We start from the raw sequence: 21,700 nt of genomic DNA on the forward strand, positions 1-21,700 counted from the left end.
TCCGGCGCTAGTGCGCCTCGGCCCAGTTCGCGCCTTGCCCTGCGTCCACCACCAGCGGCAGATCCAGATGCACCACGGGCGCGGCGGCGCCTTCCATGACCTCTTTGGCCACACCGATCAGGTCATCCACTGCGCCGGTTTCGACCTCGAACAGCAGTTCGTCGTGCACCTGCAACAGCATCTTGGCGGGCAGACCGGCGATGGCCTCGGGCATCCGCACCATGGCGCGCCGGATGATATCCGCCGCCGTCCCCTGAATCGGCGCGTTGATCGCCGCGCGCTTGGCAAAACCGGCGCGCGGCCCCTTGGCGGCGATCTCGGGCGTGTGGATCTGCCGGCCGAACAGGGTTTCGACACGCTTGTGTTCCTTGGCGAACTCCACCGTCGCATCCATGTACTTCCGAATGCCGGGGAAGCGTTCGAAATAGCGGTCGATAAAGCCCTGCGCCTCGGCCCGCGGGATGCGCAGGTTGCGCGCCAGACCAAAGCCGGAAATCCCGTAGATCACGCCAAAGTTGATCGCCTTCGCCTGTCGCCGGATATCCGGCGTCATCTCGTCCAGCGGCACGTTGAACATTTCCGACGCGGTCATGGCGTGGATGTCCTGCCCCTCGCGGAACGCCTGTTTCAGCGCATCGATATCCGCCATCTGGGCAAGGATGCGCAGTTCGATCTGGCTATAGTCAAGGCTGACCAGCACCTTGCCTTCAGGCGCGACAAAGGCGGTGCGGATGCGCCGCCCCTCTTCGCTGCGCACCGGGATGTTTTGCAGGTTGGGATCGTTCGACGCCAACCGCCCCGTGTTCGCCCCGGCAATCGAATAGGACGTGTGCACGCGCCCGGTGTCCGGGTTGATGTGCTCCTGCAAGGCGTCGGTATAGGTCGATTTCAGCTTGGACAGTTGCCGCCAGTCCAGCACGCGCCCCGGCAGGTCGTGTTCGGTGGCCAGATCTTCGAGAATGTCCGCCCCGGTGGCATAGGCACCGGTCTTGCCTTTCTTGCCGCCCTCAAGCCCCATCTTGTCAAAGAGGATTTCGCCCAGTTGCTTGGGGCTGCCGACGTTGAACTTTTCACCGGCCAGCGTGTGAATCTCTTCTTCCAGCTGCGCCATCTTTTGCGCAAAGGCGTTGGACATCTGGGACAGCACGTCGCGATCCACCCTGATGCCGGTCATCTCCATTTCCGCCAAGACGGGCACCATGGGCCGTTCCAACCCCTCGTAAACCCGCGTCACCTTGGCGACATGCAGCTGAGGTTTGAAGATCCGCGCCAGCCGCAGCGTCACATCCGCATCCTCGGCGGCATAGCGCGTGGCCTTGTCGATGGGCACGCGGTCAAAGGTGATCTGGCTTTTTCCGGTGCCGATGATTTCCTTGATCGGGATCGGCGTGTGCGAAAGATAGCGTTCCGCCAGCGCGTCCATGCCGTGGTTATGCAAGCCCGCATTCATCGCGTAGGACATCAGCATCGTGTCGTCGATCGGCGCGATTGCGATGCCGTAACGTGCCATGACCTTGGCGTCGTATTTCATGTTCTGGCCGATCTTCATCACCGCGGGATCTTCCAGCAGCGGCTTCAGCGCATCCAGCGCCTCTTGCATCGGGATCTGCCCCTCGGCCAGTTCGTCCGACCCGAACAGCCCCTCGCCGCCCTCGGCGCGATGGGTCAGCGGGATGTAGCAGGCTTGGCCCGGATCGACGCAAAGCGAGATGCCCACAAGGTCACAGGTCATCTCGTTCAGACCGGTGGTCTCGGTGTCAAAGGCCACGGTGCCGACCTCGTTCGCCCGGTCGATCCATTTTTGCAGCGCCGCCATATCGGCCACCGTTTCATAGCGGTCCGGGTCGATGGCGGGCCAATCCGGGTCCTCGTCTCTGGGATTGGCAGCCTCTGGCGTTGTGTCCGGGATCACCGGCGCCTCGACGCCCAGACCATCGGCGATGCGCTTGGTCAGGGTGCGGAACTCCATCTCCTTGAGGAAGCCCAAAAGCACCTCCGGCTCCGGGTCACGCACTTCGAGATCGTCCAGCGTAAACGGCAGATCCATGCCGCAATCCAGCTGCACCAGCTTTTTCGACAGTTCGATCTGGTCACGCTTTTCGATCAGGGTCTGGCGGCGCTTGGGCTGCTTGATCTCCTCGGCGCGGTCCAGCAGGTCCTCGAGACTGCCGAACTCATTGATCAGCAGGGCCGCCGTCTTGATCCCGATGCCCGGCGCACCGGGCACGTTGTCGACGGAATCGCCCGCCAGCGCCTGCACATCCACCACGCGTTCCGGCCCGACGCCGAATTTTTCCAGCACGCCGTCACGGTCGATGCGCTTGTTCTTCATCGGGTCCAGCATTTCCACGCCATCCCCGACCAGCTGCATCAGGTCCTTGTCCGACGACAGGATCGTGACCCTCCCCCCGGCCTCGCGCGCCTGACAAGCCAGTGTCGCCATGATGTCGTCGGCCTCGAATCCCTCGATCTCTTTGCAGGCGATGTTAAAGGCTTCGGTCGCGGCGCGGGTCAGCGGAATCTGCGGGCGCAGATCCTCGGGCATGGCCTCGCGGTTGGCCTTGTACAAATCATACAGGTCGTTGCGGAACGTGTGGCTGCCCTTGTCAAAGATGACGGCCACATGGGTCGGCGCATCCGACCCGGTGTTCCCCTCCACATAGCGGTGCAGCATATTGCAGAAACCGCTGACCGCCCCGATGGGCAGCCCGTCGGACTTGCGCGTCAGCGGCGGCAGGGCGTGGAAGGCGCGAAAGATATAGGCCGATCCGTCGATCAGGTGCAGGTGGCACCCCTTGCCAAAAGTGCTGGCCATGCCCGGCCTCCCCGTGTTGTCCGCGTTGGCCTCCAGATGTGCCACGAACGGCGGCGGGGTGCCAGACGGGGAATGACAGCGGGTCGCGGGGAATCAGGGCGACGGGATCACGGCATCGGCACCGCAGCGGCAACCATGAAGACCGCGACAAAGAACACGATCGAGGCCGCAACGACGATGCCGTGCCAAATCGTATTGTGGAACCGCAGGCGCGAAGCCATCAGGAAAGGCGTTCCCAGCGAATACAGAACGCCCCCAACCACCATCAGAACGCAGACCGATAGAGGCAGGGCTGCCAGCAAGTCCCAGCCGCCGATCACCACCGCCCAGCCGGTGCACAGGCACATGGCCACCGCCAACCCGGACGGCAGGCGGCGTTTGAACAAGGTCAGCGCCGCCGCACCAAAGGCCGCGCCCCAAACGGCAGTCAACAACCCGCCGCCCGCGCCGGAAAGCAGGGCAAAGGGCGTGTAGGTCCCCGCGATCTTGAGGTGAATGGCCGACATGTCGATCCGCCGGAACAAGGCCGTCAGGTCAGGGTGGCGGACGTGGTTGTACAGCAGCGATGCAGTCAGCATCATCACCAGCGTTCCGCCATAAATCGACACGGCGGCAACTTCGGCCGCGGTGCCGCGCCAGACCGCCGTCAGCGTGATCAGCACCGGAACCGCCGCCAGCGCCATGACCAGCGCGGCAAGATGCACGAACATGTCACTGGCCAGTTCGGCCCGGCTGTACACCCTCGCTGCGCCTTGAGCGGGCGCCGGGCTGGCTTTGCGGATCTGGGTCATGGGATCAGGCTATCTGTCTTGCTCCTTGATTCAAACAGCCTATCGCGAAGGGGTAAGCAAGACGTGACCAGGATGGAAAAGGCGCGCCCCGCGACAGGGGTGCCCTTAAAGCCGGGCTTGATTCGCCCCTGTAATGCCTTGCCCCCAAGCTGTCCACGCGTGGACAGCTTTCAGTGCGCGGGCTTGATGAACGTCCCGTTGCGCAGGTCTTTCATGGCCTGCATCAATTCGGCCTGGGTATTCATCACGATCGGTCCGTGCCATGCCACCGGTTCCTGGATCGGCCGCCCCGCCACCAGAAGAAAGCGGATGCCCTCGGGTCCGGCGGTCACCTTGACCTCATCCCCGTTGCCGAATTTCACCAGCGTCCGGTTGCCCGACATGTCACGGATATTGACCTCTTGCCCGGCGAATTCCTTTTCAACCCGAACGCCCATCGGGTTCGAGGCGTCGGCGAATTTGCCAGCCCCCGCGAAAACATAGGCAAAAGCGTTGGACCGCGTGTCCACGGGCAGCGATTTCGTCACCCCCGGCGGCACCGAAACGTCAAGATACAGCGGATCGGCGGCGATCCCGTCGACCGGTCCGCTTTTGCCCCAGAACGTGCCGGTGATGATCTTTACCCGTGTGCCGTCATCATCGGTGATAACGGGAATATCGCCGCCCTGGATGTCCTGATAGCGTGGCGCCGTCATCTTCAGCGAGGATGGCAGGTTCGCCCACAACTGAAAACCGTGCATCTGCCCCGACGCATTCCCGCGCGGCATTTCCTGATGCAGGATACCGGACCCTGCCGTCATCCACTGGACCGCTCCGGCGCCCAGCGTGCCCTCGTTTCCAAGGCTGTCTCCGTGCGTCACCTCGCCTTCCAGCACATAGGTGATGGTTTCAATCCCGCGGTGCGGGTGCCAGGGAAAGCCGCGCTCGTACTTGGCGGGCTCATCATTGCGGAAATCGTCCATCATCAGGAAGGGATCGGTTTCCGAGGGATCCCCGAAACCAAAGACACGATGCAGGTGAACCCCTGCCCCTTCCATCGTGGGCTGGGCCACGGACTGGCCCTTTACAGGTCGAAACGTCATGGCAAACTCCTGTTCAAGTTTGCCTCAAGATAGCCCTGTCGCCCGACTTGCCAAAGCGCCGCCGGCGCACAGCATCGGTGCGCGCGGCCACAGGGCGGCCCTGCACCGTTGCCCGACAGGCTCAGACCTTGCCTTCGAAATCCTTGTGGACGTATTTCGCGTCGCAGTAGGGGCATTCGACAAAGCCGGTCTCGTGCGGGATCTGCAACCAGACACGCGGATGCCCAAGCGCACCTTCACCGCCATCGCAGGCGATGCGGTAGCTCTCGACAATCTTGGTCTCGGGCGCTTGGGTCGTCATCTGGTTCCCTTTCGAGATGCTCTGGCCTATCTGCCTTATGACCAAAGCCGTGAAAGGGAGCAAGCCATTGGACATCGGTCAGAATGACGCCGCGATCCGGATCGAGGGCCTGAAAAAGACCTATGCCGGGGGCAAACAGGCCCTCAACGGCGTAGACCTGACGGTTCCGGCCGGCTCTGTCTTTGGCCTGCTCGGGCCAAACGGCGCGGGAAAATCGACGATGATCAACATCCTCGCAGGGTTGGTGATCAAGACCGAAGGCAAGGTCAGCATCTGGGGCTGGGATCAGGATCGCAACCCGCGGCAAAGCCGCGCCGCCATCGGCGTGATGCCGCAAGAGCTGAACCTTGACCCCTTCTTTACCCCGCGCGGCGCGCTGGAGGTGCAGGCCGGGCTGTATGGCGTGCCAAAATCGCAGCGCCGCTCGGATGAGATCCTCGAGATGGTGGGGCTGAGCGACAAAGCGGATGCCTATGCCCGCACGCTGTCGGGCGGCATGCGGCGGCGGCTGCTGCTGGCCAAGGCACTGGTCCACTCTCCGCAGGTGCTGGTGCTGGACGAACCCACGGCGGGCGTGGACATCGAGTTGCGCCAGATGCTCTGGACGAATGTCCGCAAGCTGAACCGCGAACGTGGAATGACCATCATCCTGACCACGCATTATCTCGAAGAAGCCGAAGAGATGTGTGACGAGATCGCCATCATCAATCACGGCGAACTGGTGGCGCAGGACAGCACGGTCAATCTGCTGGGCCGTCTTGATGCACGGACCATGGTGATCCACCCCGAAACCGCGCCGCAATTCCTGCCCGAAGCCCCCGGCATTCAAGCCGAATCGCGCAGCGACGGCAGCCTTGCGCTGACCTACCGCTCAAAGGAAACCCGGGCGGAGGATGTGCTGGCCGCAGTGCAATCCGCGGGCATCCGCATCCGCGAACTGCGCACCGAGGAACCCGATCTCGAAGACGTGTTCCTTGCGCTGACCCGTGGATCGGCGGCCTGACGCGCAGGTGCCGGGCGGCCTGTCATGTCACGCCGCCGCAGACCCGAACCCGACGGCCACAGGCCGGCGGGTGAGACACCCTGCGCGCCGTCAGGCGCTCATCCAGATTAGGCTTTTGCCAGCATCCGGCCTAGATCGCGTCCGGCAAGGATATGTACATGCAGGTGCGGCACCTCCTGCACGCCATCGCGCCCCGCATTTGAAATCAGCCGGAAACCGCCCTCTTCCAGCCCCTCCATACGGCACACCTCGCCGATGACCCGGTTGAAATCGACGATCTCCGCATCCGAGGCTTCCTGCGCGAAATGATCGTAGCAGACATAAGGCCCCTTGGGGATCACCAGCACATGCACCGGCGCTTGCGGATAGATGTCGCGAAAGGCCAGTGTGTGCTCGGTTTCAAGAACCGTCTTGTTCGGGATCTCGCCCTTGAGGATCTTCGCAAAGATATTTTCGGGGTTGTAGGTATAGGCCATGCCGCACCTCCTCGGAGTGGAAATTTCCCCCATCCCGACCCGGGGCGGAGTTTGCCCTTGGCATAGCCGCTGCGGCGGCGAACGCCACCGCTTTCTGGGCGCGGATCACACTCAGTCGGAAAAGAGATGGTCCAGCGCCACGATTTCCTGCGCGACAGCGGGCGCCACGGCCAGAAACTCTGCCATGGCCTGCGCATGTGCCTCGCGTGGATCGCTTTCGCGCAGGTGCTGGTGGTTTTCGAACTTGGCGTCGCGGATCCGGTCGCTTTCGTGCAGCAGGTCATTGCGCACCGTGGGCAGCAGTCGCGCCAGTGTTTCCGCCGGCGTGCGCTCTCCGGCCAGACCGGATCGCATGGCATGTCCGACGAGGTAGTCGTCGGAAAACAGGCATTCGACCTCCAGCATACGGGTCTTGGCCCTGTCGCGGGCAAAATCCTCCAGCAGGTCAAGGCTTGCCGGATCCATGCAGATCACCAGCCGATCCGTTTCGAAATAGTCGTACAACATGCGCATCAGGGCACGGCGATGGCGGTGCCGCTTGACCATTGTCGACTGGATGCCGCCAAGATCGGGCAACGGGCAGGCGTCCTCGTTGAACAGGTATTCGATACAGGGAATGTTGGTCATCTGGCGGATACGATCGGTCAGCCGCTTGGCGACGTGCCATTTCTTGCAGATCACGATCAGCAGTTCGCGTTCCCGGCCAAGGCTGCTTTCGGTTTCCCAGAATCGTGGCGCGAAACGCCGCCCCGTCCGCCCCCTTTCCGTCAGGAACTTGAACAGCGACCGCCCCTCGTTCGAGATCCGGAACGTGGCCTTTTCGGCGGCATACAAGACGCCCAGCCTCCGGCGCAATTCGGTCGCCTCGGGGCTGATCTTGCGTGCGAAGAGGTAATCCTGACTGAGCAGCAGGTCATAGTGATCGTTGTGGAAATTTACCGGCATGCCGTAGTCGGTGAACAACAGAAAGGTCAGAGTGCGGCTTTCGATTTCGCGTTCGGGCACAAGATGGCGCACCAGCGTTTGAAAGAATGTCTCGTCCGGGATCCAAGTTGATGCGAAAAACCGCATGACATCGCGCCGCTTCTTCACGAAATCGAGAATCCACTCGATGGTGCGGCGACGCAGGCACCACCATTGGCTGCCGATCATCACTTCGATGTCGTCAGGAATCCTGCGAGTCAGGCCCAGCCGCTTTTGCGCCTCGAACATCGTGTAGAACAGGCGCTTTTGCGTTCGTTCGTTAAAGTAATGGCGGTAGATCAGCCGCTCTTCCTTCCATCCTGTCTTGATCCAGTCGGATTGGAAGTAGTCGAAACTCTCGATGTAGTCGCATTCGCGCCGATCAAGGAAGTCATGGGCGTATTCCGCTGATTTGATCGCCATGCAATCGCCCGAGACCATGTAGAAATGCGTCGCGCGCGGGAAGGCGTCCACCGCCGCCTCGACCGCATTCAGCGTGGCGCGCACAAGGCTCCATTCCCCCCAACCGCATTTGATGCGACGGGCAAAGGTGACATTGGGATTGTCCTTCAGCGCGTGCCTGATCCGGCCAAATGCCTCGACCCCGGCACGGGCATCGAAGTGAATCGAGATGTAATCGCCCACAGCGGTCAGGCTCTGCGCCTGTTTGATGATGGCGTCAGGATCCTTGTGACACAGCAGGATGAAGGCAATTTTCGCCATTCAGAGAACCAATCGCCCCAATTTCGCCCGATTGTTTATGTTGATAGTGATGAATTTCAGTTGAATAAACCTGCTTCGGCGGGAATTTTTCCCCCTGCCGGGCGCGGCGGACGACAAGAGAGAGGCAAGGCAGATGGGGTTTCCGGGCACATGGATGACCGAGAGCGAAAGCGTCGTGTACCGCGTGGTGCCAAAATGCGCCTGCTCGACCATTGGCCAGATCCTCTATTACTCGGACCACGGACAGTTCTTCGACGGCGACATCCACGACTCGAAACAAGGGCTGCACAAATGGGCGCAGGACGCCAGCCAGCCCATCATCAGCGCCAACGTCAAGACGCGTTCATCCTATGCCTTTACCTGTGTGCGCAACCCTTACGGGCGCATCCTGTCCAGCTTCTTTGACAAGATCTGCGGCATCCAGCGCAACGGCAAGCGGTATCGCGGCAATCTTGTTCCGCTTTTGATCCAGAAATACGGGATCGAGGTCGGCGACCCGGAAACCGGCTTTGAGTTCGACCAGATCCGCAGTTTCCGCCGCTTTCTGTTGTTTGCCCGCGACACGATCCGCTGGCGCCGTCCGATGGAGCCCGACATTCACTGGTCGGCCATGTCGGGGCATGTCTCGACCTTCATCGTCAACGGCGGTCGCTATAACCAGATCTTCTGGACCGAGAGGTTCAACGACGGCATGCAACAGGTTCTGGATCATATCCACACCCCGCATCCGATCGACCTGAATGCGATCCCCCGGTTCAATGAATCCGAGGGCCATGGCCCGAAACGCGCCCATCCGGTCGAAGATTATTTCGACGACCTTTCCATGCATCTTGTGAAAGAGATCTACTGGCGCGATTTCGAGCTGTTCAAATACGATTTCGACAATCCGGGCAACAAGATGCCTATTGGCGAAATCGACCTCGACGAAGTCCACGCCAAGCTGGGCGACTGACCGCCCGGCCCGGCGCGGGGGTGTTCAGGCTTCCAGCGCCTTGATCATGTCGATACGCATGCCATGGCGGCCGCCTTCAAACTCGGCCTCGAGGAAGGCATCGACAATCTCCAGCGCCAGTCCCTCGCCCACCACGCGCGCACCGATGGACAGGATCTGCGCGTCGTTGTGCGCACGGATCATGCGGGCCGAAAACGGATCGGAGCACACGCCACAGCGGATGCCGGGCACCTTGTTGGCCGCCATCATGATGCCTTGGCCGGTGCCGCACAGGATGATGCCAAGGCTGCAATCGCCCGAGGCCACCTTGCGCGCCGCCGCAGCGCCATGTTCGGGGTAATGCGTGCTTTCCGGCGTGACCGGCCCGATATCCACTGCTTCCCAGCCTTTGGATTCGATGTGTTTCGCGATGGCTTGCCGCAGGTCGATGGCGGCGTGGTCGCTGGAAAGTACGATGCGCTTGGACTCGGTCATTGTGGCTTGGATCCGTTCAGCAGGGGATATGCGGGGTTCGCGGCGGCCTCTAACATGCCTCCGCGCCGCTGTCCTGCCGAAAGAATCGGCATCCCCCTGCTGTCAGGGCAACTCGTCCGACGGGATGATCGGAAAGAACTGCCCCCCCGACCAAACACCGAACCATCCGCCATGATGCGCACCAAGGTCGACAAGCCGGTAAAAACTCTTGCGGTCGATCAGCGCCTCAAGGTTCGCGCGGACCAGCACATAGGGTGAGGGCTCGCCGCTTTCGGGATCGCGAACGACGCGGATCGGATGATCCGGACCGGCCGGCGCAAAATCGCCCACGTGGGTTTCAAAAGTCAGCACCTGCGACTCACCTTGGCCCTCGACCTCGAAATCCACCGCTACGAAAGGCGCGTCCTCGACGATGATGCCGACTTTTTCCACCGGAGTGACCAGAAAATAATCATCGCCGTCCTTGCGCAGAATCGAGGAAAACAACCGCACCAGCTCGAACCGGCCGATTGGGGTGCCAAGGTAGAACCACGTCCCGTCACGGGCGATGCGCATGTCAAGGTCGCCACAAAAGGGCGGATTCCACTTGTGGACAGGCGGCAGCCCCCTGCCCTTTCCGGCTGCGCGGGCCGAGGCGGCAAGGCCATCGGCCGAGGGGGTCACGAGATTTTGTCCGCTCATAGTTTTTGCCATTCCCTTCTCAGTCGATACATACTTACCCAAAGAGATAGCATGAAGTGGAGATATGACATGTCCGATCACGCAGACGCGGCCGAAGATCTGGTCGCCGAGATCGAGGCGCTGGAAGACAAGCTGGCCGAGGCCAAGAAGTCGATCACCGCGCGCTTCATCGGACAGGAGCGGGTCGTCGACCTGACGTTGTCCTCTCTTCTTTGTGGCGGTCACGCTCTGCTGATCGGTCTGCCCGGTCTGGGCAAGACCCGGCTGGTGGAAACCCTGTCCACCGTCATGGGGCTGAACGGCAACCGGGTGCAGTTCACCCCGGACCTGATGCCCGCCGACATCCTTGGGTCAGAAGTGTTGGAAACCGGCGCCAATGGCGAACGGACCTTCAAATTTATCGAAGGCCCGATCTTCTGTCAGCTTCTGATGGCCGATGAGATCAACCGCGCCTCCCCCCGGACCCAGTCGGCGCTGTTGCAGGCGATGCAGGAAAAGCAGGTGACCGTCGCCGGCCAGACCCGCACGCTTGAGGCGCCGTTCCACGTGCTTGCCACGCAGAACCCGATCGAACAGGAAGGCACCTATCCGCTGCCCGAAGCGCAGTTGGACCGTTTCCTTGTGCAAATCGACGTGGCCTACCCGGATCGCGGCACCGAAAAGGACATCCTGCTGGCCACCACAGGCACCGAAGAAGCGCAGTCGCATCAGGTCTTCACCGGCGAGGAGCTGATCGCCGCGCAGACCCTGCTGCGCCGGATGCCCGTGGGCGACGCAGTGGTCGAGATGATCCTTGATCTGGTGCGTGCCTTCCGCCCGTCGGACCCCTCCTCGCCCGAGCGGGTCAAGGACATCGTCGCATGGGGCCCCGGCCCGCGAGCCGCGCAGGCGCTGATGATGACCGTGCGTGCCCGTGCCCTGCTGCAAGGCCGTCTGGCGCCTTCGCCCGAGGATGTGCTGGACATGGCCAAACCGGTTCTTGTTCACCGCATGGCGCTGACCTTCTCGGCGCGGGCGCGCGGTGAGGACCTTGGCGCGCTCATCGACGAGGTCGCCGAAGGTCTGCGCCGCACCGAGGCCGCGGCGTGACGGCCACAGTCGCCCACCTGCGCACCCGCGCGCAGGAAGAGGCCGGGCGCTTCCCGGCCCTTCTGGCCCGCGCCGAACATCTGGCCGGCACCGTCCTTCTGGGCGAACACGGGCGGCGGCGCTCGGGCCTGGGTGACGATTTCTGGCAGTACCGGCCGCTTCAGGCCGGGGACAGCTACCGCGCCATCGACTGGCGCCGTTCGGCGCGCGGGGACGAACAATTCGTCCGCGAACGCGAGTGGCAGATCGCGCAAAGCGTGCAGATCTGGGTCGATCCCGGCGCGTCCATGCGCTTTGCCAGCCACAAGAACCTGCCGACCAAGGCCGACCGCGCGCGTCTTGTGGCGCTTGCGGCCTCGATCCTGCTGATCCGGGGCGGAGAGCGTGTGGGCCTGACCGGCTGGCGCCTCCCGCCGCGTCGGGGCGACCTGCAAACCCTGCGGCTGGCCGAGATGTTTTCCGAAGACGGCGAGGACGATTACGCCGAACCCGAGGCACGCGGCATGCTGCCCAATGCCAAGGCGCTGTTCGCGTCGGATTTCCTTGGGGACATCGAACCCGTCGAGGCGGCCCTGACCAAAGCCGCCGACAGGGGCGTGCGTGGCGTGCTGTTGCAGGTGCTGGACCCGACCGAAGAGGCCTTTCCCTTTGATGGGCGCACCATCTTTGAAAGCGTGAACCAGACCCTGCGGCATGAAACACTCAAGGCGGGTGACCTGCGCGAAACCTATTTGCAGCGGCTGGCCGAGCGCAAGGCGCGGCTGGACGCAATCTGCCGCCTGACGGGCTGGCAACACCTGACACATCACACGGACCAGACCGCGCAATCCGCCCTCTTGTGGGTTTATCGCGCGCTGGACGGGAGCCACGGATGACCCTTTTCGGCCTGATCGGTTTCACAACGCCCTGGTTGTTTCTGGGCCTTCTGGCCCTGCCCATCCTCTGGATCATCCTGCGGGCGGTGCCACCCGCCCCGATCCGGCGCATGTTTCCGGGCGTGGTGCTGCTGTTGGGTCTCAAAGACGAGGAACAGGTCACAGACCGCACGCCGTGGTGGCTGTTGCTGTTGCGGATGTTGGCGGTGGCCGCCGTAATCGTCGGGCTGGCCGGTCCGGTTCTGAACCCGGAAACCGACGCCGAAGCCAAAGGCGACGGTCCGTTGCTGGTCGTGATGGACGCCAGCTGGGCCTCGGCAGCCGACTGGCGCGGCCGGATGATCGCGCTGGATGGCCTGCTGGCAGAGGCCGGGCGCGACTCGCGCCCCGTGGCCATCATGCGCCTGACCGATCCGCAGCAGGTCCAGTTCCTCAGCGCCGATGTCCTGCGCACACGCCTGTCCGGCGTTCTGCCCGAACCGTGGCAACCGGGGCCCGAGAATATTACGCGCGCGATCGAGCTGCTGCCCGTAGACGGGTTCGATACCTACTGGATGTCGGACGCATTGGCCCGGGAGGGCCGCGACGACCTGCTGACCGCGCTTGAGGCCAAGGGCCGCGTGACAGTGTTCGAAGCGCCGCGAACGTTGTTCGCGCTGGAACCGCCGCAGATCTCCGAAGGCAACCTGCTGATCACCGCCCGCCGCCTGCGCGAAGGCCCCGCAACAGAGGTTACGCTTGCCGGACATGGCAAGGACCCGGCCGGAAATCCCGCCGTGCTGCTCCGTAGCCCGCTGACCTTTGAGGCCGGTGCACTGGCCTCGGTGACGGAAATTGCCTTGCCAGCGGAGTTGCGTGCCCGGATCGAACGGTTCGAGATCGAAGGCGCCCGCAGCGCCGGGGCCGTGACCCTGCCCGACGACAGCCTGCGCCGCCGCGAAGTCGCCCTGATCGCGGGCAGCACCGACCGTGAGGGGCTCGAACTGCTGTCGCCATTGCATTATCTTGAAAAGGCATTGGTCCCCAGTGCGGATCTGCTGGAGGGCGCGCTGCTGGACATTCTGCCGGCCAACCCCGACGTCATCATCCTTGCCGATGTCGCCACCCTGTCCCCCGCGGAAGAAGAGGCCCTGCTGGACTGGCTGGAAAAAGGCGGGATGCTGTTGCGCTTTGCCGGGCCGAAACTGGCCGCGTCAGACATCAGCCGCGACAGCGAAGACCCGTTGATGCCGGTGCGCCTGCGCGCCGGCGGTCGCACCGTCGGCGGCGCCATGAGTTGGGGCCAGCCCAAGGCGCTGGCCCCCTTCCCGGAGGAAAGCCCGTTCTTCGGGCTGGCGATCCCCGGCGATGTCACCGTCAACAGCCAGGTCATGGCGCAACCGGACCCGACGCTGGCGTCGCGTGTGATTGCACAACTGTCCGACGGCACACCGCTGGTCACACGCAAGGGCGTGGGGCAGGGCCAGATCGTCTTGTTCCACGTGACCGCAAATGCGGAATGGTCGACCCTGCCGCTGTCCGGCCTCTTCGTGCAGATGCTGGAACGGCTGGCGGTTTCTTCCGCCGCCGTTCAACCCGAAATCGAGGACATGGAAGGCACTGTCTGGCAACCTGTGCGCGTGCTGGATGCCTTTGGCCGCCCGCGCGAGGCCAGCACACTGCCCGGCGTCGATGGGCCCGCTTTGATCGAGGCACCGCTTGGGCCGGAACTGCGCCCCGGCGTCTATCAAGGCGAAGACCGCAGCCTTGCCCGGAACGTCGTGACCACGGACATGCCGCTGGAGCCGATGGTCTGGCCCGAGCGGATTGAGGTCGAAGGCCTTGTCCAGCCACAGGAAAAACCCCTGGCCGGTTGGCTATTGGCGGCGGCCATCGCGCTGTTACTGGCCGATGTGATCGCCTCGCTCTGGCTGTCGGGCCGGTTGCGCGGGGCAGTGTCGGCCAGCGTTTTCCTGGCCGCGATGTCGCTGTTGCCGCAGGACGCCTACGCGCAAAGCGCCGACGACCGCGCCGCCATCGCCGCCACTTCGGAAGTTGTGCTGGCCTATGTCATCACCGGCGACACCACGGTCGATGACCTGTCACTTGCGGGCCTGCGCGGTCTCGCGGATACGCTGTATTTCCGCACCTCCGTTGAACCCAGCACGCCTGTCGGGGTGGATCTGGAGACCGACGAACTGGCCTTTTACCCGATGCTCTACTGGCCGATCACCACGTCGCAGCCCGTACCGTCCAGCGCGGCCTATGCCAAGCTGAACACCTATCTGCGGACCGGTGGCATGATCGTCTTTGACACCCGCGATGCCGACATTGCGGGTTTCGGCACCGCCACGCCGCAGGGACGCAGGTTGCAACAGCTGGCCGCGCCGCTGGACATTCCCCCACTGGAACCCCTGCCCGAAGATCACGTGCTGACACGCACCTTTTACCTGTTGCAGGATTTCCCCGGACGATATGCGGGCCGCGATGTCTGGGTCGAGGCCGCGCCGCCGGATGCGGAATTGATCGAAGGCATGCCCTTTCGCGACCTCAACGACAATGTCACGCCCGTCGTCATCGGCGGCAATGACTGGGCCGCCGCATGGGCGATGGACGAACGGGGCAATCCTTTGGTGCCCATCGGCGGCGGCTTTACCGGCGAACGCCAGCGCGAGATTGCCTATCGCTTTGGCGTGAACCTCGTGATGCACGTGCTGACCGGCAACTACAAATCCGACCAGGTTCATGTTCCTGCCCTGCTGGACCGCCTGGGCCAATAAGCGAGACCCGATATGAACGGACAAATCGTATTCGACCCGCTGCTGCCCTGGGCCATAATCGCCGTCATGGCGGCGCTTGCCCTGCTGGGCACCGGGCTGGCCCTGTGGCGTGGCCTGTCGGGCTGGGCGCTGCGGTTTCTGGCCGCTGTGGTACTGGTCGGCGCATTGGCTCAACCCTCCTATCAGATCGAGGACCGCGCGCCGCTTTCTGACATCGTGCTGATGCTGGTCGACGAAACCGCCTCGCAAAAGCTGGGCGATCGCGTCGGCGTGACCGACAACGCCGCCGACACCCTGCAAACGCGGCTGGACGCGCGCCCGAACACCGAAGTTCGCCGCATCACCGTGGGCGACGGCGAAGGCGACGCAGGCACATTGCTGATGACCGCTCTGTCCAATGCGCTGGCCGAAGAACCGCGCGGCCGTATAGCCGGCATCCTGCTTTTGTCGGATGGCCGCTTGCACGATCTGGAACGCGCGCCCGATCTGCCCGCTCCGATGCACCTGTTGATGACCGGACGGGAAGAGGACTGGGACCGCCGCCTGATCGTGCGAAACGCACCCGCCTTTGCCATCCTCGGCGAAGAGGTCGAACTGACCCTGCGGATCGAGGACAGCGGCGCGGCGCCCGGCGACGCCCGGACTGACATCCTGATTTCCGTCGACGGCGCAGAGCCTGATCGCTTTTCAGTCCCGATCGGAGAGGACCTGAACCTGCCGATCACCCTGCCACATGGTGGTCTGAACGTGATCGAATTCACCGTACCCGAAGCGGACGGAGAACTCACCGACCGCAACAACACCGCGCTGATCCAGATCAACGGCGTTCGGGACCGCCTGCGCGTGCTTTTGGTTTCGGGTGAGCCGCACGCCGGTGGGCGGACATGGCGGAACCTGCTGAAATCGGATTCCTCTGTGGATCTTGTTCACTTCACTATCCTGCGTCCGCCGGAGAAGCAGGATGGCGTCCCGGTGAACGAACTTTCGCTGATCGCCTTCCCCACGCGTGAGCTTTTTCTGGACAAGATCAACGACTTCGACCTGATCATCTTTGACCGCTACAAACGGCGCGGCATCCTGCCGGCGATTTATCTCGACAACGTGCGCAACTATGTCGAACAGGGCGGCGCGGTTTTGGTGGCAGCGGGGCCGGACTTTGCTTCGGCGGATTCGATCTATCGCTCGCCGCTGGCCGATGTCCTGCCCGCCGAACCCACCGCGCGTGTCGTGGAAGAAGGCTATCGCCCCGAGGTCACCTATCTGGGTCAGCGCCATCCCGTGACCTCGGGCCTGACGGGATCCGAGGAATGGGGCCGCTGGCTGCGCCAGATCGAGGTGGAACCGATCAAGGGTGATGTGGTCATGTCGGGCGTCGACGAACGCCCGCTGCTGGTGCTGGACCGGGTCGGCGAGGGACGCGTGGCGCTGCTGGCCTCGGATCACGCATGGTTGTGGAGCCGCGGCTACGAAGGCGGCGGGCCGCAACTGGAACTGCTGCGGCGGCTTGCGCATTGGATGATGAAGGAACCCGAACTGGAGGAAGAGGCGCTTTGGGCCGAACCGGCGGGCCAGTCCATGCGGATCATTCGGCGGACCCTGAATGAATTTGTCGGCGATGTGATCGTGACCACCCCGGACGGCGAAGACGTGCGGGTGCCGCTGACCGAGGTCAGCCCGGGGCGCTATGAGGCGCTGTATGACGGGCCGGAAATCGGGCTGTACCAGCTGGAGGAAAACGCGCTTTCGGCTGTTGTGGGGCTGGGCCCCGCCGCGCCGCGTGAGTTCATCCAGACCATCGCAAGCGGCGCGGCCCTTGCCCCGGTCATCGCCGAAACACGCGGCGGCATCCTGCGACTGGAAGAGGGCCTGCCCTCGGTTCGGGACGTGCGTCCGGGCCGCCCGGCCTCTGGCCGGGGCTGGGTCGGGCTGACCCCGCGCGAGGCCTATGAAACGCTGGATGTCCGGCAGACGCCGCTGGCCCCGGAATGGCTGGTGCTGCTGCTGGCTGCCGGGTTGATCGTCGGGGCCTGGCTGCGCGAAGGGCGCAGCTGATCCCGCAGTGGGGAGTTAGGGCAAATCAAAGGCGGTCACATCTTCCGACCAACCGTCCACCGAACACTTGGCGCGAATATGTACGCGCGTGACCCCGGACGGGATGCGGATGCCGGATTGTGAGCGGGTAAAGGGCTGTTCGTTCACATGCGGATGCAACAGTTCGCGCGTGCCAAGAACAGTGCCATCCGGCAATTCTACCCGCCAGCCATCGGCATAGTGATCCCAACCGCTATCGGGGTGGCGGAGGGTGACGGAAAACCGCCAACTGTCCCCGGCGGCTTGGGCGGTGACGTTTTCAACAACCGGCGGCTCGGCAACAGCAGGCGCGGCAAGGAACGCAAGAAGGGCAAGGTATCGCATGGCGTAACCCTATCACCTGCGGCAGCGATTGCGAGATCACGAAGGGCGGAGCGAGGACCGGCCTATTTGTCAGACGGATCCAACAGAACCGCGCGGGAATGCGAGGCAAATTCGCGCCGAAGGATCACCGCCATGGTAATTAGCGTCGCCCCCATCAGCGCCCATGCCCCCAATAGCCAAGCCGCCGCGCCGATCCCGAAATAGACAGAGCGCAACCCGCGATTATAGCTGCGCGCCCCGGCGATATTGATTTCTCCCGCCTTGCGCGCGCGCGAATAGGCCGCCGGATCTTCGGGTTCATTCGGAACCGCTGCCATCAGAACCGAGGTATATCCGAACAACCGGTGCGACCAGACGAACTTGAGAAAGGCATTGGCCGCAAAGAACATCATCAGCACCAGCTTGATCTCGAAGATCGCCAAAGGATCGACCGCCGTGCCAAGGTCCAGCGCAACACCGCGCAGCCGGTCGGCATTGCCGATCAGGGCAAAACCGCCACCTATGGCGATCATGCTGGCCGAAGCGAAAAAGGCAGTCCCCTGCCGGAGGCTGCTGACGATCTGGGAATCGAAGATACGCGGGTTACGGGTGACAAAGACCTTCATCCACTCGCGCCGGTATTCCGCCATCAGAACAGAAGTCGAAGGGCGGCTTTTCGGCGGGTTTTCCACCAGTCGCGTCGTGCCGGCCCAGGCCAGCATCAGCAAGACAAGCGCGACGGCGTCCAACGCCGTGAACTCGGCGATGAGCGCCCGCCAATCCATCAGAACGGCTGGGCGACCACGACCCAAAGGATCGCGATGGCACCAAAGACGCTGATCTCGTTGAAGATACGCAGGTAAAGATCGCTTTCGGTAAAGACGCCCCGCTGCGCCCGGCGCACCAGCCGTCCGGTCCAGAGATAATGCCCCGCCAAAAGCGCCACCAGGGCGATCTTGAGATGCGTCCACGCCGGAAAACCCCAATCCCAGGCCAGCCAAAGCCCGGTTGCGATGGCGATGACACCAAGTCCGAAGGAAAACCGGTACAGCCGAAAGGTCAGATCGCCCAGCGGACCGTTTTCACCCAATCTGTCAAACTCACGCTTCCAGTAGATGATGGCGCGCGGCACCGCAAAGATGGAGGTCATCCACCCCATGACGCAAAGAATATGAATGATCTTGACCCATGTCATGCCCGCACCTGACCCGTTCACCGGGGAAATGGCAAGATGCCGCGCCGCCGCGCGGGCATTAACGGTGGCGCATCTGGCGTTTTGGTTATATATTCTTACCAATCTCACCCAAGCAGGGTTTGCCAAGGAGGACCGCCATGCAGATGCCCGAGCCAAATCCAGCCATTCTGGCCCGCAAGGCAATGATCGTTTCGCGGCTGCGTGCGGTCCTGCCCAAGGATGCCGTGATCGAGGATGAGGCCGAAACACGGGCCTATGAATGCGACGCGCTGACGGCCTATCGCTGTCCGCCGCTGGCGGCGGTTCTGCCTGCATCGACCGAAGAGGTCGCAGCAGTGCTGAAGGTCTGCCACGAGGAAGGCGTGCCGGTGGTGCCGCGCGGATCAGGCACTTCGCTGGCGGGCGGCGCGCTGCCCACGGCGGATTCGGTGATCCTTGGCGTGGCGCGGATGAACGAGGTGCTGGACGTCAATTATGACGACAGGTTCATCCGGGTTCAGACCGGCCGCACCAACCTGAGCGTCACCGGCGCGGTGGAAGAAGAGGATTTCTTTTACGCGCCCGACCCGTCGTCGCAGCTGGCCTGCGCCATCGCGGGCAATATCGCCATGAACTCGGGCGGGGCGCACTGCCTGAAATACGGCGTGACCACCAACAACCTGCTGGGCGTGACCATGGTGCAGATGGACGGCACCGTGGTCGAAATCGGCGGCGCGCATCTGGATTCCGGCGGGCTGGACCTGCTGGGACTGATCTGCGGCTCTGAAGGGCAGCTGGGCGTGGTGACAGAGGCAACGCTGCGCATCCTGCGCAAGCCCGAAGGCGCGCGGCCCGTGCTGATGGGGTTCGATTCGAACGAGGTGGCCGGCGCCTGCGTCAGTGACATCATCAAGGCCGGCGTGCTTCCGGTGGCGATCGAGTTCATGGACCGCCCCTGCATCCGCGCCACCGAGGATTTCGCCAAGGCGGGCTATCCGGATTGCGAGGCGCTGCTGATCGTCGAGGTGGAAGGCAGCCCCGCCGAGATCGACGAACAATTGTCCCTGATCCTGAACATCGCGCGGCGGCACAACCCGGTGGAGCTGCGCGAGGCAAAGGACGCCGACGAGGCCGGGCGGATCTGGCTGGGCCGCAAATCCGCTTTTGGCGCCATGGGCAGCATCAACGATTACATGTGCCTCGACGGGACGATCCCGGTCAGCGAATTGCCCTATGTGCTGAAACGCATCGGCGAGATGTCCAAAGAGTTCGGGCTGGAGGTTGCCAATGTGTTTCACGCAGGCGACGGCAACATGCATCCGCTGATCCTGTTCAATGCCAATGAACCAGGCCAGCTGGAGACCTGCGAGGCCTTCGGCGCGGAAATCCTGAAGCTTTGCGTCGAGGTGGGCGGCTGCCTGACCGGCGAACACGGCGTCGGCATCGAGAAACGCGATCTTATGGTGGATCAATATGACCCTGTCGATCTGGAGGTGCAGATGCAGGTCAAGGATGTGTTTGACCCGGTATGGTTGCTGAACCCGGCAAAGGTATTTCCGCTGGCCGCCTCGGAGGGGCGAAGGGCTGTGAAGCTGGCGGCGGAATAGGGGGCTCTGCCCCCACGCGCTGCGCGCGTTCCCCCGGAGTATTTGTACCAAGAAGAAACACAGGACGGTGAAATGAGACCGCAGACAGAGGCAGAATTGGCCGGAATCCTACGGGATGGTTCGGAGGCGTTTCACATCCGGGGCGGTGGCTCGCGCGCGGTGGGTGTGACCGGCGCGGCGCAGGTGTTGGAAACCGGCGGGATGTCGGGCATCTCGCTGTACGAGCCGGGCGCCTTGACCCTTGTTGCGCGGGCGGGGACGCCGTTGACGGAGATCGAGACGGCGCTGGCGGCGGAAGGGCAGCGACTGGCCTTTGAGCCGATGGATCATCGCGGGTTGTTGGGGACCACGGGGGAGCCGACCATTGGTGGCGTCGTGGCGGCCAATGTCAGCGGCCCGCGCCGTGTGCAGGCGGGCGCTTGCCGGGACTTCCTTTTGGGGGTGCGGTTCGTCGACGGGTCGGGGCAGGTGGTCAAGAACGGCGGACGGGTGATGAAGAATGTCACCGGTTATGATCTGGTCAAGCTTATGTGCGGCAGTTGGGGGACCCTGGGTGTGTTGACGGAGGTCAGCCTGAAGGTGCTGCCGATCCCCGAGGCCAGCGCAAGCGTTCTGATTGGCGGATTGAACGAGGCAGAAGCTATTGAGGTCATGAGCCGGGCACTGACCTCGCCCTACGAGGTGTCGGGCGCGGCCCATGCGCCGGAGGGACCGGACGGAGTTCCATCGACGTTGCTGCGGCTGGAAGGTTTCGCCGGGTCGGTCGCCTATCGGGCCGAACGCCTGCAAGAGATGTTCGGGTCGCTGACGCTGCGGGTCGAAACGGAGGCGGACCGGGTTGCGGCGCTATGGCGGTGGGTTCGGGACGTTGAAATGATGCAGGGCACCGGCGGCGATGTCTGGAAATTCTCGGTCCGGCCCGGCACGGCGCCGGCGCTGGTCGCGCAATTGCGTGCCGCCCATCCGGTCCGCCATGTTCTGTACGATTGGGGCGGCGGGTTGATCTGGGTCGAATGTGATCCCGGTACCGACCTGCGCCCGCCGAATTTACAAGGCCACGCCACGTTGATCCGCGGCTCGGAAGCGACGCGCCTGAGCCTGCCGGTGTTTCAACCCGAACCCCCCGCCATTGCCGCCCTGACACAGGGCATCCGCGCGCGGTTCGATCCACGAGGGATGCTGAACCCCGGGATCATGGCCTGATGGACAGTCCCGCGCTGATCGGCTTTGCCCTTGCCTTTGTGGCGGGCCCGCTGCTGGCGGCGGGTCTTTTGCGGCTGCCGCTGGAGGCGCGGGGAATCTGGAGACTGGCGGGATTGATCTTCCTGTGCCTCGGCGCGGCCCTTTTGCTGTGGGCGCAGCATGCGCTTGGCACGCTCTTCGCGCTTTGGCTGGGGTGGATCCTTGCGGTGGTGGCCATGGCGCAGGCGCTGCGTCGCCGCCAGACCAGTGCGACCGCCCGAAGATGGACAACACGCGGCGCGCTGGTGAGCTGCGCCCTCCCCTGGTTCGGCCTTGCCATGGCCCAAATGATGGACTGA

20 protein-coding genes are annotated in these 21,700 nt (G+C 63.5%); 9 read left to right on the forward strand and 11 right to left on the reverse strand.

The features are described from left to right. Positions 1-7: 7 nt before the first annotated feature. The 4 genes from polA to KJP30_RS12910 form a co-directional block, all read right to left on the reverse strand. A complete protein-coding gene (polA, locus tag KJP30_RS12895; RefSeq protein ID WP_218449679.1) occupies positions 8-2,815 on the reverse strand; it encodes a DNA polymerase I in 2,808 nt (935 codons plus the stop codon). 107 nt (positions 2,816-2,922) lie between these two features. Further along, positions 2,923-3,606, reverse strand: a complete 684-nt coding sequence (gene trhA, locus KJP30_RS12900) for a PAQR family membrane homeostasis protein TrhA (RefSeq protein WP_218449680.1) — start codon at positions 3,604-3,606, stop codon at positions 2,923-2,925. Between the two features lie 170 nt (positions 3,607-3,776). Further along, positions 3,777-4,688: a pirin family protein gene (locus tag KJP30_RS12905; RefSeq protein WP_218449681.1), complete on the reverse strand. Its 912-nt coding sequence runs from the start codon at positions 4,686-4,688 to the stop codon at positions 3,777-3,779. 121 nt (positions 4,689-4,809) lie between these two features. Then, positions 4,810-4,989 carry a zinc-finger domain-containing protein gene (locus tag KJP30_RS12910; protein ID WP_218449682.1) on the reverse strand — a complete coding sequence of 60 codons (180 nt, stop codon included), beginning with the start codon at positions 4,987-4,989 and terminating at the stop codon, positions 4,810-4,812. 49 nt (positions 4,990-5,038) lie between these two features. Here KJP30_RS12910 and KJP30_RS12915 point away from each other — a divergent pair, with 49 nt between their 5' ends. After that, entirely contained in the window at positions 5,039-5,992 is a 954-nt protein-coding gene (locus KJP30_RS12915; RefSeq protein WP_343222769.1) for an ABC transporter ATP-binding protein, read from the forward strand. Positions 5,993-6,099: 107 nt separating this feature from the next. On the opposite strand, the gene KJP30_RS12920 is transcribed toward KJP30_RS12915, so the two are convergent. Both KJP30_RS12920 and KJP30_RS12925 read right to left on the reverse strand, forming a co-directional pair. Then, on the reverse strand, positions 6,100-6,468 hold the full coding sequence (locus tag KJP30_RS12920) for a histidine triad nucleotide-binding protein (protein ID WP_218449684.1): 369 nt from the start codon (positions 6,466-6,468) through the stop codon (positions 6,100-6,102). A 111-nt stretch (positions 6,469-6,579) separates the two neighbouring features. Further along, positions 6,580-8,154: a DUF5928 domain-containing protein gene (locus KJP30_RS12925; protein WP_218449685.1), complete on the reverse strand. Its 1,575-nt coding sequence runs from the start codon at positions 8,152-8,154 to the stop codon at positions 6,580-6,582. Positions 8,155-8,287: 133 nt separating this feature from the next. Here KJP30_RS12925 and KJP30_RS12930 point away from each other — a divergent pair, with 133 nt between their 5' ends. Continuing rightward, the gene (locus KJP30_RS12930) at positions 8,288-9,106 is read left to right on the forward strand and encodes a sulfotransferase family protein (RefSeq protein WP_218449686.1); all 819 of its coding nucleotides are present in this window, start codon (positions 8,288-8,290) and stop codon (positions 9,104-9,106) included. Positions 9,107-9,130: 24 nt separating this feature from the next. On the opposite strand, the gene rpiB is transcribed toward KJP30_RS12930, so the two are convergent. Both rpiB and KJP30_RS12940 read right to left on the reverse strand, forming a co-directional pair. Next, on the reverse strand, positions 9,131-9,580 hold the full coding sequence (gene rpiB, locus KJP30_RS12935; RefSeq protein ID WP_218449687.1) for a ribose 5-phosphate isomerase B: 450 nt from the start codon (positions 9,578-9,580) through the stop codon (positions 9,131-9,133). Between the two features lie 102 nt (positions 9,581-9,682). Beyond that, positions 9,683-10,261, reverse strand: coding sequence for a DUF1285 domain-containing protein (locus KJP30_RS12940; protein ID WP_218449688.1), 579 nt, complete (start codon positions 10,259-10,261; stop codon positions 9,683-9,685). Between the two features lie 69 nt (positions 10,262-10,330). Between KJP30_RS12940 and KJP30_RS12945 the strand changes: the two genes are divergently transcribed. Genes KJP30_RS12945 through KJP30_RS12960 form a run of 4 tightly spaced genes read left to right on the forward strand, consistent with a single transcriptional unit; the run spans position 10,331 to position 17,036 of the window. Beyond that, complete coding sequence (locus tag KJP30_RS12945) at positions 10,331-11,350, forward strand: AAA family ATPase (protein ID WP_218449689.1); 1,020 nt, start codon at positions 10,331-10,333, stop codon at positions 11,348-11,350. After that, complete coding sequence (locus tag KJP30_RS12950) at positions 11,347-12,225, forward strand: DUF58 domain-containing protein (protein WP_218449690.1); 879 nt, start codon at positions 11,347-11,349, stop codon at positions 12,223-12,225. Before KJP30_RS12945 ends, KJP30_RS12950 begins: the two co-directional genes overlap by 4 nt. Further along, entirely contained in the window at positions 12,222-14,984 is a 2,763-nt protein-coding gene (locus KJP30_RS12955; protein ID WP_218449691.1) for a DUF4159 domain-containing protein, read from the forward strand. Before KJP30_RS12950 ends, KJP30_RS12955 begins: the two co-directional genes overlap by 4 nt. 12 nt (positions 14,985-14,996) lie before the next feature. Beyond that, on the forward strand, positions 14,997-17,036 hold the full coding sequence (locus tag KJP30_RS12960) for a glutamine amidotransferase (protein WP_218449692.1): 2,040 nt from the start codon (positions 14,997-14,999) through the stop codon (positions 17,034-17,036). 15 nt (positions 17,037-17,051) lie between these two features. On the opposite strand, the gene KJP30_RS12965 is transcribed toward KJP30_RS12960, so the two are convergent. From KJP30_RS12965 to KJP30_RS12975, 3 genes are all read right to left on the reverse strand, one after another. Further along, the gene (locus KJP30_RS12965) at positions 17,052-17,399 is read right to left on the reverse strand and encodes a hypothetical protein (RefSeq protein WP_218449693.1); all 348 of its coding nucleotides are present in this window, start codon (positions 17,397-17,399) and stop codon (positions 17,052-17,054) included. Between the two features lie 62 nt (positions 17,400-17,461). Next, on the reverse strand, positions 17,462-18,163 hold the full coding sequence (locus KJP30_RS12970; protein ID WP_218449694.1) for a DUF599 domain-containing protein: 702 nt from the start codon (positions 18,161-18,163) through the stop codon (positions 17,462-17,464). After that, the gene (locus KJP30_RS12975) at positions 18,163-18,573 is read right to left on the reverse strand and encodes a CopD family protein (RefSeq protein WP_218449695.1); all 411 of its coding nucleotides are present in this window, start codon (positions 18,571-18,573) and stop codon (positions 18,163-18,165) included. Before KJP30_RS12975 ends, KJP30_RS12970 begins: the two co-directional genes overlap by 1 nt. Before the next feature lie 137 nt (positions 18,574-18,710). On the opposite strand from KJP30_RS12975, the gene KJP30_RS12980 reads away from it, so the two are divergent. The 3 genes from KJP30_RS12980 to KJP30_RS12990 all read left to right on the forward strand — a co-directional run bounded on the left by KJP30_RS12980 (position 18,711) and on the right by KJP30_RS12990 (position 21,700). Continuing rightward, positions 18,711-20,159: an FAD-linked oxidase C-terminal domain-containing protein gene (locus tag KJP30_RS12980; RefSeq protein ID WP_218449696.1), complete on the forward strand. Its 1,449-nt coding sequence runs from the start codon at positions 18,711-18,713 to the stop codon at positions 20,157-20,159. Between the two features lie 72 nt (positions 20,160-20,231). Then, positions 20,232-21,362 carry an FAD-binding protein gene (locus KJP30_RS12985; RefSeq protein WP_218449697.1) on the forward strand — a complete coding sequence of 377 codons (1,131 nt, stop codon included), beginning with the start codon at positions 20,232-20,234 and terminating at the stop codon, positions 21,360-21,362. After that, on the forward strand, positions 21,362-21,700 hold the full coding sequence (locus tag KJP30_RS12990) for a hypothetical protein (protein ID WP_218449698.1): 339 nt from the start codon (positions 21,362-21,364) through the stop codon (positions 21,698-21,700). The genes KJP30_RS12985 and KJP30_RS12990 overlap by 1 nt, the downstream gene beginning before the upstream one ends.

Source organism: Antarctobacter sediminis (assembly GCF_019218285.1).
Lineage (GTDB): Bacteria > Pseudomonadota > Alphaproteobacteria > Rhodobacterales > Rhodobacteraceae > Antarctobacter > Antarctobacter sediminis.

Coding starts and splice junctions, on each gene's coding strand:
- KJP30_RS12905 (WP_218449681.1), bottom strand. CDS start 4,688: ATGACGTTTCGACCTGTAAAGGGCCAGTCCGTGGCCCAGCCCACGATG.
- KJP30_RS12980 (WP_218449696.1), top strand. CDS start 18,711: ATGCAGATGCCCGAGCCAAATCCAGCCATTCTGGCCCGCAAGGCAATG.
- polA (WP_218449679.1), bottom strand. CDS start 2,815: ATGGCCAGCACTTTTGGCAAGGGGTGCCACCTGCACCTGATCGACGGA.
- KJP30_RS12985 (WP_218449697.1), top strand. CDS start 20,232: ATGAGACCGCAGACAGAGGCAGAATTGGCCGGAATCCTACGGGATGGT.
- KJP30_RS12970 (WP_218449694.1), bottom strand. CDS start 18,163: ATGGATTGGCGGGCGCTCATCGCCGAGTTCACGGCGTTGGACGCCGTC.
- KJP30_RS12910 (WP_218449682.1), bottom strand. CDS start 4,989: ATGACGACCCAAGCGCCCGAGACCAAGATTGTCGAGAGCTACCGCATC.
- KJP30_RS12920 (WP_218449684.1), bottom strand. CDS start 6,468: ATGGCCTATACCTACAACCCCGAAAATATCTTTGCGAAGATCCTCAAG.
- trhA (WP_218449680.1), bottom strand. CDS start 3,606: ATGACCCAGATCCGCAAAGCCAGCCCGGCGCCCGCTCAAGGCGCAGCG.
- rpiB (WP_218449687.1), bottom strand. CDS start 9,580: ATGACCGAGTCCAAGCGCATCGTACTTTCCAGCGACCACGCCGCCATC.
- KJP30_RS12960 (WP_218449692.1), top strand. CDS start 14,997: ATGAACGGACAAATCGTATTCGACCCGCTGCTGCCCTGGGCCATAATC.
- KJP30_RS12940 (WP_218449688.1), bottom strand. CDS start 10,261: ATGAGCGGACAAAATCTCGTGACCCCCTCGGCCGATGGCCTTGCCGCC.
- KJP30_RS12990 (WP_218449698.1), top strand. CDS start 21,362: ATGGACAGTCCCGCGCTGATCGGCTTTGCCCTTGCCTTTGTGGCGGGC.
- KJP30_RS12925 (WP_218449685.1), bottom strand. CDS start 8,154: ATGGCGAAAATTGCCTTCATCCTGCTGTGTCACAAGGATCCTGACGCC.
- KJP30_RS12975 (WP_218449695.1), bottom strand. CDS start 18,573: ATGACATGGGTCAAGATCATTCATATTCTTTGCGTCATGGGGTGGATG.
- KJP30_RS12955 (WP_218449691.1), top strand. CDS start 12,222: ATGACCCTTTTCGGCCTGATCGGTTTCACAACGCCCTGGTTGTTTCTG.
- KJP30_RS12965 (WP_218449693.1), bottom strand. CDS start 17,399: ATGCGATACCTTGCCCTTCTTGCGTTCCTTGCCGCGCCTGCTGTTGCC.
- KJP30_RS12945 (WP_218449689.1), top strand. CDS start 10,331: ATGTCCGATCACGCAGACGCGGCCGAAGATCTGGTCGCCGAGATCGAG.
- KJP30_RS12930 (WP_218449686.1), top strand. CDS start 8,288: ATGGGGTTTCCGGGCACATGGATGACCGAGAGCGAAAGCGTCGTGTAC.